This is a genomic window from Bacillota bacterium (genome assembly GCA_024655925.1).
GTDB lineage: Bacteria > Bacillota > DTU025 > DTU025 > JANLFS01 > JANLFS01.
Genome location: JANLFS010000019.1, coordinates 1950 through 13570, shown reverse-complemented (window position 1 = coordinate 13570; position 11621 = coordinate 1950). Strand labels below are relative to the sequence as shown.

Sequence of the window (11621 nt, the reverse complement as noted above, 5' to 3'; positions counted from 1 at the left end):
GTGTACCCTCCATCCATGGACAGCACCGCACCCGTCGCGTAGCCTGCCTCCTTGGATGACAGGAATACAATCCCATGCGCAATTTCGTCCACGTGCCCGAGCCTGCCCAAGGGACGACAGGTCTCCAAGGCCCTCCTGGCGCGCACAGGGTCTGGATCATTCGCCACCGCCGCGAGGACCAGAGGAGTCTCGGTGGTCCCCGGGCAGATACAGTTGACGCGCACGCCCCGGCCCGCAAGATCCACTGCGGAACTCCTGGTGAGTGCGATCATTCCTGCCTTGGAGACGTTATACACAACCTGCCCACGGATTCCCACAAGCCCGGCCTCGGAGGCCACATTCACTACCACCCCGCCTGCGGCGGACGAGATCATCGCGGGAACACAGGCCTTCATGCATAGAAAAGCGCCTTTCAAGTTGATGTCCATAAGCCTGTCCCAGTCCGCTTCTGTGGCGAAAATGACGTCCCCCTTGGTGTAGACCCCGGCATTGTTCACGAGCACGTCGAGTCTGCCGAAGGCCTCGAGAGTCTGATCCACCATGGAAGTGACTGATGAAAGACATGAGACATCGGTCTCCACAAAGAGCGCCCGGCCACGTCCGGCCCTGGTTATCTCGTCCTGTGCGCGCACCCCGTGCTCCCGGTTGATGTCCGCCAGCACCACGTCAGCCCCGAGGCTTGCGAACCGTTTCGCCGCCGCGAGCCCGATGCCCAGTGACCCTCCCGTGACTATGACTGTCTGACCTCGGAAGTCCAAGCAAAACGCCTCCCCTCTGTGCAGTTGCGAATGATCGCGGAACTGGGTTTCGACGGGAAGCAGGGAAACAAACAAAACCCGCCGAAACACCATATTGGATACTGTCTTGCCTCACGAAAGGACGGTGCTCGCACTGTGAATCCCGCACCTATATTTGCAGAAGAACGCAAGGACAAGATCCTTTCGATCCTCGAAAAGCAGCTGAAAGTGACAGTACCTGAACTCAGTCGCATCTTCGGGGTGTCTGAGGTCACGATCAGAAAGGACCTGAAGACGCTCGAGAACGCCGGGACTCTCAAGCGAACGCACGGAGGCGCCATAAGCATTCATGGCACGCGGTTTGAGCTCTCCACACGTGAGAAAGTCGTAAAGAACCACGAGCAGAAGGCGCGGATCGGGAAGTACGCCGCGAGCCTTGTGACCGAAGGCGACAGCGTCATCCTCGACTCCGGCACCACGACTCTGGAGATTGCCAGGAACCTTTCGGACAAGAAGAACGTTACAGTAGTGGTAAACGATCTCAACATCGCGTCCGCGCTCGAGCCGGTCCACGGTGTCGACGTCATAGTGCTCGGCGGTACCCTACGCAAGGGCGTGGCCTCCCTTGTTGGCCCCATCACCGAAGACGCACTTGGCCGGTTCTATGTGGACAAGCTCTTCCTCGCCACGAACGGGATCGATGTGGACCGGGGAGTCACCACACCCGATGTCATCCACGCCGAAACCAAACGGAAGATGACCCACGTGGCCCGTCAGGTCATTGTGGTCGCCGACAGCACCAAGATCGGGAAAGCCTCGTTTGTCTCAGTAGCTCCGCTCTCCCGGGTTGATATGATAATCACCGACGACGGGGCTCGGGCTGAGAGTATTCGGGAGTTCGAGGACAGGGGCGTCCGGGTCGTGATAGTATGAGCCCCACTACCCTTGCGCCCAGGCCTCCTGCAGATCGAGACAGGTGTGAAGCAGGTCCTCGTAGCGTTCGATCATGGAGTCGTATACCCGTCTGCTCTCCGGCCGTGGCTCCACTCGGGATATCACCTTCACAAAGGCTCTCGCGGTGTCGCCCAGGTCGCTGAAGAGGCCCACTCCCTTGCCTGCTATCATCGCCGCCCCGAGCACAGAGAACTCGGATCTTGACAGCACGGCATAGGGGATTCCGAGCACGTCCGCCTTGACGTGGTTCCACACCATACTCCTCGCCCCGCCCGCGATGCCCCTCACTTCGCGGAAAACCACACCGGGCTGAAGCTCTTTCAGTATCCGCATGTAGACGGCATACTCGTAGGCGATGGCCTCGAGCATTGCCCGGTAGAAGTGCGCCCTGGTGTGAGACCAGCTGAACCCGTGCCAGGTTCCCCTGAGCCCCGGCTGGTTCGGTGACACTCTGCCCGCAAGGTGAGGAATGAAGATCAGGCCCGAAGAGCCAGGTGGGACTTGATCGGCCTCGGAGTTCAGGACATCGTACATGCTCTCGACCCCAGCGCGGGAGAGGGCTTCCTTCTCATACTTGCAGAATTCGTCCCTGAACCATCGGAGGCACAGACCCCCGCCGTTTATGTAGGCGTAGGAGTACCATACGCCCGGTATCGCTGACCGGGCACATGACATGGTCCTGTGGACGAGGTCCGGGCAGTACCCGGGAATACACACCGCCAAGACCGACGCCGTGCCGGCTACATCTATCGCCACACCGGTTTCCGTGACGCCCGAGCCGAGAAGGCCCGCAGCAGTATCCCCTGCCCCAGCCACAATAGGAGTTCCTTGCACGAGACCGCATCGGTCCGCCGACTCCCTGGTCAGTCTGCCGATGACTGACCACGGCTCCACGATTCTCGGAAGAACCCTCTTGGGGACATCGAGTGCCTCGCAGAGCTCGTCGGACCACTCACGTTTTCGGGCATCGGCCACCCCGGTGAAGTGGAGGTAGGTGTGGTCGACAAACGCGTTCACAGCCCGAAGCCCTGCCATCCGCCCGGCCACGAACGCGCCTGGTACCACGAACCTCGCTATTCTGCGGAATGCCTCGGGCCTTTCATGCTTCCACCAGAGCATCTTGGGGCCGTGGTTGTAGCTGGGAGCACAGCCTGTGAGTCTCACAACCTGATCGCCCACGGTGTCCAGAATGTGCTGTATGTACGGCTCGCATCGTGTGTCCAGCCAAGAGTCGTAGACGGTAACCGGGTTCCACTCTTCGTCTATCGCCCCGATCCCAGCCATCTGCCCGTCTACACCGATTCCCGCCACTTCATGGGGATTGATACCTGCTTTCTCGACGCACTCTCTGATCGTTGTGAGGGCGGATTCGTAGAACTCCATCTGGTCCTGCTCGACGACGCCGGGAGCAGGACAGTTCAGCTTCGATTCGACGTATGCCTCGGCCACGAGGTCGCCCGCCGAGTCGAATATCGCACTCTTAGTCCCAGATGTCCCGATATCGGTACCCACCAAGTAAGGGCCTTTCAACTTGCGTCCCCCCTTGTGGCCCGCGGAGAGTCCACGATGACGATGGCCCCTCACCCATGAAGGACCAGTCTCTTCATTCCCAGAGTCTCGATGATTCTGCAATAAAACCCTGCGTCCGCCTCGTTTGACGGCAGATCATTGTCCTGCACTCCGGCCATCCCTTCTCCCCTCAGTGCCCACCCGGCTCGATTACTACCTTCATATGTCGCCCGGATGCGGCGGCCTCGAATGCCGAAGGGGCTTCACTCAACGGATAGGTCCCAGTTACCAGCCGGCGAGCCGGGAACCTCCCAGTTTCGATCAGCCGGAGGGCCATCCGGAACTGCCTGGTATTGGACCTGGTTGTGCCAGTGACGATCAGCTCTTTGTAGTGGATGAGGTTCGTATCCAGGGCGACCGGCAAGGTCCTCTGGGGAAGCCCACCGAAGTAGTTGATCCTCCCCCCGACCCCGGCAACCGTCAGTGCCTGGGCTTGCGCCTCCGGTGACGGGCATGCCACGATCACCACATCAGCGCCCTTTCCGCCGGTTATGTGATGGATGACCGCCTCCAAAGACTCAGTGGCCGAGTTCACCGTGACATCGGGCCCGAACGATGCTGCGAGGTCCAGGCGGGATTGGGATATGTCAGCCATTACCACGCAGGACGCACCTGCCATCCTCATGATGAGCGAGTGCGCCACTCCAATGGGACCGGCGCCGATGACAAGTCCCACTTCACCTGGACTTATGCGGCAAGCCTCAAACCCGTGCCAGCAGCATGCCAGGGCCTCAGCAATGCTCGCCTCCGGATAGGTCATGCCCGGCGGGAGCGCGATCACATTGCCCTGCGCCACTGCTTCCTTGGGGATCAGCACGTATTCCGCAAATCCGCCATCGAGCGTAATCCCGATGGCCGAGTGAGATCCGCAATGATGTGACTTGCCGGAGGTGCACATGTCGCAATGCCCGCACCCGATGTTGGGCGCTACGGCCACCCGGTCTCCGGGTTTGATGCCTGAGACTCCCTTCCCGACCTCTGCCACGTCCCCGGCGAACTCGTGTCCGAGGATTCTGGGAGCAGCCTGGGACACTCCAGGAAGCCCGTTCTGCAGAATCCGAAGGTCCGTTCCGCATATGGAGGCTGCGCCCACCCGGACCAGCATTTCCCCATCACCTGGTTTCGGAAGAGGTACCTCGGTGACAACCAGACCACCGGGGCCTCCGACTTGTGCAGCCAGCATGCGCCACACCCCATTCACTCAGTCTTGGCTGCGGCAACCTCAGAGAGCCTGACAGGCCTTCCCGTGGTGATCGACAGGTTCGCAGCGATCACCGCGTGTACTGCCGCTCTTCCTTCCTCGCCGCCCACTGCAGGCGGACTGTTCCCGAGCACACACTCTACAAAGTGGCGATCCTCGGCCAGGTAGGCGTCTTTGAACTTCCGACGCCAACTGGAGGATATGGGCTGTGCCACCCCTCCGCCACTGCTGCAGACGACCACAGATTCCTCGTTCAGCCTTCCCGCGAAGACCAGGCCCTCGGTGCAAACAACCTCGAGCCTCGAGTCGTATCCATACCCGGCCGGGCAGGCACCTTCGACAAGCCCCATCTTGGAGCTTTCAAATCCGATGCTCACCAGCACATAATCATACAACCTCGGGTACCTTTCGGCGAGTTCGCGGCACTTGAAATTCCCTGCGCGCGAGAAGACTGAAGCGATCTCCTCCCCCATGAACCACCTTACCGTGTCGAAATCGTGGCTGTTGACCTCTGCGAGAAGGCCGTTACTTCTCTCGACCGAGTAGTACCAAGAACCCGGGAGTCCGGGCCCGCGGGTGAGAGACTTGATCAGGACCGGTTCGCCCACGGCTCCCGAATCGACCGCCCGCTTGGCCTCAACGAAACTCTCATCGAACCGCCTCATGAACCCTATCTGGAGGACTACGCCACTTTCCTTTGCGGCATCGATCATTGCGTCACATTCCGCCAGGGTGAGAGCCATGGGCTTCTCGCAAAGGATGTGCTTCCCTTCACGGGCAGCCTTGACAGCTATCTCGGCGTGGGCGAAGGTAGGCGCGCCTATGCACACCGCATCGAAATCGACGCCTCCGAGTGCCTGATCGAGGTCACAGAAGACTTGATCCACTCCAAGCTCGCGGGCAGGGCGCGAAGCCGCGTTGGGGTCCGGGTCGACGATCGCGACAAGCTCTGCATCAGGAACCGACGACGCGAAGTTGAGAGCATGAACCATCCCCGCTCTTCCAGTGCCTGCCAGACAGATCCGGACCTTGCCCCTATGGCTCGCCATCTCAGTTCCCCCACGGTCAGGTGTGCGACGCGATCCGGCGCCGGTGCGTCACGAGCAGAGCGTACCCTGACCTTACTTTCATTTGGTGTCTTTTGGTTTCGACGCCGGTTTCTGAAGTCCTTCTTTTGGTGCCCGAGTCCTTTTGATTTTGGGTCGAATGTGCATTGCGGGGTGAAGGCATATCACCCAGCCAGCAGTTCGTGGAGCACTCGGAACCTCAGGACGGACAGATGGGAACACTCTGGCTATCTGCAGTGGGGGCTGAAGGTGTGTGTCAGGAGAGATCTCTAGGTGGTGTGGCTGATGCTTCTTCAAGGTAAGGTCACCCTGGCAACCGGGGGCGCGAGAGGCATACGAAAGGCAGTCTGCACGGCATTCGCGCGCAAGGGAGCACTGGTCTCCATCGTCGACGTCGACCTTCCCGCCGCTTTGGAGGTGGGCAAGCTGGTACGGGAATCAGGTCACGATCCCCTGGTCCTCCAGGCGGACCAACTGAGGGAGGCCGTCGAGCAGACAGCCGGGACCTTCGGCCGGCTCGACGTGGTCGTGAACTCGGCGGGGATCGCCTACAACGGGAATTCCGTCGAGACAGATGAGGACAACTGGGACAGACTGCTCGGCGTCAATCTCAAGGGCACGTGGCTGTGCTGCAAGTATGCGATCCCAAGGACGCTGGAGCACGGCGGGGGCAGCATCATCAATCTCGGTTCCATCGCAAGCTTCGTCGGGCTGAAGAACAATGCCGCCTACAACGCCTCGAAGCGGGGCATGCTAGTGCTCACCAGGAACATCGCAGTTGACTTCGCCCCGGCGATCAGGGCCAACGTGATCTGCCCAGCGATGATCCTCACGCCGATGCTAGAGGCGTACATGGACACCGTGCCCGATAGGCCGGCATACGTAAGAGACGTGAAGCCGCGACTCCTCTGGGTCGGATGGGGCAGGCCGAAGAGGTCGCCCAGGTTGCGGTCTTTCTCGCATCGGATTCCAGTTCCTACGTGACGGGATCCGCCCCGATGGTGGACGGTGGGTACACGTGCCGACGAGACTCGCGGCGTGCAGGGTCTATCACAGGCACCGTCCTGGGCATAAACGGAGGATACCCCATGGATTGATCCGTTGAACAGTGTGGGCATTGCGACTGCCGCGGCTGTCAGTCCTGATATTTGGGGAGTGAGAAGGAGAATGTGGTGCCCGTGTCCGGCTCGCTGCTGGCCCAGATCTGTCCTCCATGCGCTTCTACCAGACCCTTGGCGACGTAGAGGCCAAGGCCGAGCCCTTCTGACTGGCCCGTTGCCGCTCTGCCCCGGTAGTACCTCTCGAACACATGCGGAAAGTCTTCGGGAGGGATTGGGGGGCCCTCGTTTGACACAGATGTGACCACGAACGAGTCCGATTGCGTTATCGTGACCGTGATCACAGTGCCCGGTGAGGAATACTTCGAGGCGTTGGACAGGAGGTTGATCAGTATACGGGCAAGGCGATCCCGGTCCGCCAGGACATCCGGAAGGTCCTGCGGCGCTCGAACCTTGATCCGATCGACCCGCATTGTATGGGCGGCTTCCTCCAGCACGCGCGAGAGTAGATCGCGCAGGTTCACGCGCCCCTTCGCGAGGCGCAGCTGCCCGGACTCCAGGCGCATGGAGTCTGCGAGGTCAGAGATCAGCACGTCCATGTGCCTGACTGCTCTGATGATCCCCGCTGACGCCGCTTTTACCCGATCAGGGTTGTCGGCAGATCTCTCCGCGATCTGTGCATACCCCATAAGCAGGGCAAGGGGAGACCGCAATTCGTGTGTGAGCAGGCGAAGGTAATCGTCTTTCGCCTGCTCAAGTTCGTGCAGACGGGTGACGTCTCTGCAAGTGAGTATGGCCGACGTCGGGACACCTGTGGCGTCACAGGTGGCACCGCCGTTGAGCGCCACATGCCGCCTGGTCCCATCGGACCGCTGGATCATGTACTCCTCGTCACTTACCCGCTCCCCTCTAAGAAGCCGGCTGATGGGCCACTTCTCCACGGGGACTGTCGTGCCGTCCCGCTCGAGCAGAGTACAGTGGGCGGCAAAGTCCGCGAAATGTGACGCACTGCCGCGCCGCACTCCGCTTGTCTCCTCGAAGCTCGCGTTCTGAAGCACGATACTCCCATCTTTATCGCACACCAGCGCACCCTCGTCGAGGTTCTCGAGGAGGGCAGAGAGCCTCATCGCGTACTCCTGCGCTTGCGTGCCAGCCGTGTGCTCTCGTTCGAGCATCCCCGCTCTCTCTTCGTACAGCCGGTTCCACTCTATCGCAAGCGCACTCTGTTTCGCCACAACCTCGGCAAAGTCCATGTCCTCCACGACCGGTTCGTGCCCGGGCTCCACGAACCCCACGAGCACCACGCCTACCCGCCGGCCGCCTGCGGCGAGGGGCGCGGCCAGGCAGCTGGACCATCCCGGGTGTTTCACGCGTTCGATCTCTGCGTCGGTGAGATCTTCCACGGTTATGTGGGCTGGCCGCCCCGGCTCAAGCATCCGCCGGATAGTCGGGAATTCCGCAGCCTCGACGGAAGAGCACATCCCTTCCGCCCGGCCAAAGGCCATGGCCTGGTGAAGACGAGGTTCCTCCTGCCCACACAGGTAAAGCAGCCCACCGTCTCCCCCAAGAAGCTCGATGGCACGGGCAAGTGCTGTAGTGAGCTTCGGTGAGAGACTCGTGCCCGCGTTGAGCTCCATTGCGAAGTCTGCTATGGCCTCAGCTCTCCTGCGCGCCACCACCTCATCAGTGATCTCCTTGGAGAAAACCAGAACCCCCTCGGCCCGGCCGTGATCGGCTCCGAGAGGAACATAGAACTCCTCCCAGTATCCCTTCTCCCGGGCGGGCGACTGCGTCTTCCTGTAGGTCGCACACACCCGGATTATGCGGTTCGTGCGGTAGGCTTCGTCGATCAACCCCAGGCTGCGTCCTGCGTGCTCGCCGCTCATCAGCTGCCCCGCAGGGTGACCCAAGGCCTCCTGGATAGGTTCCGGTATCCCGTGAAGCGTTCTGAAGCATCTGTTCGCGAATCTCAGTATGTGCTGCGGCCCTTCGAGAACCGCCACTCCCGCGGGTGTGCGCTCCGCGGTGACCCATAACCGTTCCTGCCAAGGCCATGATCCCTCGGATGACTGGTTCCTCGCTCGGGCTGCCTGATCGCACCCACTCATTTCTCAAACCCCCGCAAGTCATGGTGTTCCACGTGGCCGAGTGACCGGAGACTACCCGGTGTCCAAATTGGCATACTAGTTGGACAGTGAGGGCAATATTCCTTCAGATTCCCGGGACTTGAAGACAATGGGGAGGACTCCTCACCTCGCCCCGACAATACCCCCACCCAGCATCGTCACGCGGGCACTTCTTGAGTGTCTCACACGACATAGCTCACCGTGGCGTCGTCAAACTCCCGGGCAGCCTTCTCGAAGAACTCTCGTACTCTCTCAACTTGCTCCGGCAGGTACACGTACTTCCCATACCCAAACTGCCCGTACTTGAACCGCCTGGCCTCCTCGTCTAGGGGCAATTGGGTCGCAGGGAACACATCAAGTATGTGTTTCTTGGCCCGAGCCGTGAACCTGTGAGTCACAACTTCCAGCGTCACACGCTCCGCTATACCGGAAAGAGCCCTCGCGGCCTCTCTGATCATCTCACCATACTCGCGCTCCCAACGATCGAAGAGGATGACGGGGGCTATTAGGAGGCCCACCGGGTAGCCTGCCCGGGCGACCCTGGCCGCAGTCTGGATCCGGGACTCGAAGTCGGGCGTTGCATGTTCGAACCTCAGTATAACTGGCTTGGCATTCACACTCACCCGGATGGTCGTTCGACCGGCGTGGTGGGCATCTATGAGTGAGTCTACTTCCGTGAACTTGGTGACAAACCTGAAACTCGCGCCCGGCTGATCCGCGAAGAACTCTACAGCCTTCCTTAAAGCCCCGGTCAAGTATTCCGTCGGGATGGGGTCTGATGTTGCGGCCCCCTCAAAGGTCGTAGTATCGGGGTGGCGCGCCTCAATGTGCTCTCGTGCTATCGTGAAGACCTCGTCCAGGTTCACGTAGACCCGAATGTAGGGGTTGGCTCCCATGTTGGTCGCCAGGTAACAGTACTCACACATCCCGGGACAGCCAGTCGCAATCGGAAGTTGGAAGTGGGCAGAAGGGCGGCAGGTCTGGAATTCGCGGCTTCTGTGCACTCCGACAACGAGAGTCGTCTTGGACTCCCGGTACCGGCCGGCCGGAGTCTCCCCGGGGATCCCCGTCACCCTGTTGTGGCTTGAAGTGGTCTGAACTGGCACACCGAGGCTCTCCAGCCGGGCGCGGATCGCTTGCCCGAGCGGATAGGTGAGCGCCTCCGGCTCGAAATAGACTCGGCGGGGGATGAAACGGAATCGCTCCGAGGACTGCGCGCCGATGGGATATCGTCACTCTCTTCCCAAGATCTTGTGGGCCCGGGCAGCGCCAAGTGTCCTTACCCAGCCCCGGTTGATAGTATGCCTTGGCCCTGCGGCCTCAATCACCACTGCGCGCACGTTTGATAGTCCCCCGCAACGACACGACTCTGCCTGCCGGACATCATGGCTGCTGGGCGCATAGAGCGGCAATTCCCGTGGGACACTAAGTACGGCGACCCAGGTTGCCTGGCCAGCGAGGGTGCGTTCTCCGAGGGAGATCCACCCTCGCCGCGTTCATGCTGGAGCCAAGGAAAAGACCCGCGGCCGCTTGATGAGCGGCAACCGGTCTCTCGTGTGTAATCGGGACTCCCAGCCCACGTTGCAGTCGGCCCACAATAGGCACTGCGAAGCACCCCGCGGTATAGCCCGCGGGGCATCGTCCGCAGCTGCCTAGAGAATGCTCAGCGCCGTCTTCTTTCCATTCGTGATGTGCATTCTCATTACTTCTTCCGCCCTGTCTGCATCTCTGGCCTGGAAGCACTTGATCAGTTCGCGATGCTCTTCCCTGGCCTTCTCCTGTCGCTCCTTCACCCGGATCTTGGAGAGGATCCTGATTCTGCTGTTCTGGTCATACAGGCTCAGGAGAATCTGTGCCAGGCGCGGGTTGTCTGTGGAGTTCGCGATCAAGGTATGGAAAGCGCAGTCAGTTATGATGTAGTCCTCCAGCGTGTGCTCTCTCTTCGGAGAGAGATAGATGTCTACGAAATGCTGGACGCTCTCCAAGTCTATCAATGGTGTGGCCAGCCGCGCCGCGAGAGGCTCGATGCATTCACGGATCGTGTAGATATCCATCACGTCCTTAAGCGTGATATTCGTCACGAATATGCCCCGTTTCGGGTATATGCTCACGAGGCCCTCCGTCTCGAGCTTGTTCAGAGCCTCCCGGATGGGAGTCCGACTCATCTCGAGTTCAGCCATGAGATCCTTCTCCGATATCGGCGCCCCTGGCATGATCAAGCACCGGATGATCTTCTCCTTGATCGCGTCGTAGGCTTTCTGTTTGAGGCTGTTCGCCCCAGCGAGTTCGGTGTGCATCGTCGTCCCCCCATCAACTGAGCCCAAGTGACGCCAGAATCCCACGTGTCAAAGCGCCCCCGCAGAAGTCAGCCCCCGCAGAGCGCATACATGACCATGATCTCATCACCTTCGGAGAGCTCCTCGTCCAGTTCCACGGCCCGGCCGTTCCGGAGGATGACCAGGTCATCTACGTGGCCAAGTCCAAGGTGTGCCACCACGTCCCCGGGAGTTGCGTTGCCGGGCAGTTCGAGAGAGCTTGCGGTGCCAGGCGGGCGTACCTTCTCGGCGACCACCGCTCCGAGTTTCAGTTGTATTCTCACGTGAAGTCCCCCCAGTCCAGGCTGGCTATAGGCTCTGGAATATCTCGTCCAGCTCCTGCTTGGGGACATCGAACACGGTCCCGCTCGAAGGGTTCTCGGTGTCGCGCATCCACTCAGGCAAGTCATCCTGCACGGACGTTAGACCCGCCGCCCTGTTGAAGGCGATCTCCGTCCTGAGAGTGGCTTTCCCCAGTTCTATGAGGTCCTCAGGGCTGCAGGAGACACCGAATCGTGCAGCCACTAGCTTCGCTATCAGCCCGAGATCTCCCTTCATGGCAGGGCCGACGAACGAGCAGAGCCCCAGGCTATC

Annotated in this window: 11 protein-coding genes; 2 read left to right on the top strand and 9 right to left on the bottom strand. The window is 60.6% G+C overall.

Annotated features, from left to right (window positions below; genetic code table 11):
- Positions 1-758 (bottom strand): SDR family oxidoreductase (locus NUW23_04595; GenBank protein ID MCR4425454.1); only part of this gene is annotated, 758 nt, incomplete at its 3' end.
- Between the two features lie 135 nt (positions 759-893).
- Here NUW23_04595 and NUW23_04590 point away from each other — a divergent pair.
- Positions 894-1670: a DeoR/GlpR family DNA-binding transcription regulator gene (locus NUW23_04590; GenBank protein MCR4425453.1), complete on the top strand. Its 777-nt coding sequence runs from the start codon at positions 894-896 to the stop codon at positions 1668-1670.
- A gap of 6 nt (positions 1671-1676) precedes the next feature.
- Here the strand turns inward: NUW23_04590 and NUW23_04585 are convergent, their stop codons facing one another.
- From NUW23_04585 to NUW23_04575, 3 genes are all read right to left on the bottom strand, one after another.
- Positions 1677-3221 (bottom strand): FGGY family carbohydrate kinase, encoded by a 1545-nt coding sequence (locus NUW23_04585; GenBank protein MCR4425452.1) that lies wholly within the window; start codon positions 3219-3221, stop codon positions 1677-1679.
- Between the two features lie 169 nt (positions 3222-3390).
- On the bottom strand, positions 3391-4443 hold the full coding sequence (locus NUW23_04580) for an alcohol dehydrogenase catalytic domain-containing protein (protein ID MCR4425451.1): 1053 nt from the start codon (positions 4441-4443) through the stop codon (positions 3391-3393).
- A gap of 14 nt (positions 4444-4457) precedes the next feature.
- Positions 4458-5510: a Gfo/Idh/MocA family oxidoreductase gene (locus tag NUW23_04575; protein ID MCR4425450.1), complete on the bottom strand. Its 1053-nt coding sequence runs from the start codon at positions 5508-5510 to the stop codon at positions 4458-4460.
- A gap of 303 nt (positions 5511-5813) precedes the next feature.
- Here NUW23_04575 and NUW23_04570 point away from each other — a divergent pair, with 303 nt between their 5' ends.
- Positions 5814-6512, top strand: a complete 699-nt coding sequence (locus tag NUW23_04570) for an SDR family oxidoreductase (protein ID MCR4425449.1) — start codon at positions 5814-5816, stop codon at positions 6510-6512.
- A gap of 151 nt (positions 6513-6663) precedes the next feature.
- Here NUW23_04570 and NUW23_04565 read toward each other — a convergent pair whose 3' ends face one another.
- The 5 genes from NUW23_04565 to NUW23_04545 all read right to left on the bottom strand — a co-directional run.
- The gene (locus NUW23_04565; protein ID MCR4425448.1) at positions 6664-8694 is read right to left on the bottom strand and encodes an ATP-binding protein; all 2031 of its coding nucleotides are present in this window, start codon (positions 8692-8694) and stop codon (positions 6664-6666) included.
- Positions 8695-8894: 200 nt separating this feature from the next.
- Positions 8895-9935, bottom strand: coding sequence for a spore photoproduct lyase (gene splB, locus NUW23_04560; protein ID MCR4425447.1), 1041 nt, complete (start codon positions 9933-9935; stop codon positions 8895-8897).
- 429 nt (positions 9936-10364) lie between these two features.
- The gene (locus tag NUW23_04555) at positions 10365-11009 is read right to left on the bottom strand and encodes a GntR family transcriptional regulator (GenBank protein MCR4425446.1); all 645 of its coding nucleotides are present in this window, start codon (positions 11007-11009) and stop codon (positions 10365-10367) included.
- A 68-nt stretch (positions 11010-11077) separates the two neighbouring features.
- On the bottom strand, positions 11078-11311 hold the full coding sequence (locus tag NUW23_04550) for a MoaD/ThiS family protein (protein MCR4425445.1): 234 nt from the start codon (positions 11309-11311) through the stop codon (positions 11078-11080).
- 25 nt (positions 11312-11336) lie between these two features.
- The coding region (locus NUW23_04545) for an aldehyde ferredoxin oxidoreductase C-terminal domain-containing protein (GenBank protein ID MCR4425444.1) at positions 11337-11621 on the bottom strand (285 nt) is incomplete at its 5' end.

Coding starts and splice junctions, on each gene's coding strand:
- NUW23_04580 (MCR4425451.1), bottom strand. CDS start 4,443: ATGCTGGCTGCACAAGTCGGAGGCCCCGGTGGTCTGGTTGTCACCGAG.
- NUW23_04575 (MCR4425450.1), bottom strand. CDS start 5,510: ATGGCGAGCCATAGGGGCAAGGTCCGGATCTGTCTGGCAGGCACTGGA.
- NUW23_04570 (MCR4425449.1), top strand. CDS start 5,814: ATGCTTCTTCAAGGTAAGGTCACCCTGGCAACCGGGGGCGCGAGAGGC.
- NUW23_04565 (MCR4425448.1), bottom strand. CDS start 8,694: ATGAGTGGGTGCGATCAGGCAGCCCGAGCGAGGAACCAGTCATCCGAG.
- NUW23_04555 (MCR4425446.1), bottom strand. CDS start 11,009: ATGCACACCGAACTCGCTGGGGCGAACAGCCTCAAACAGAAAGCCTAC.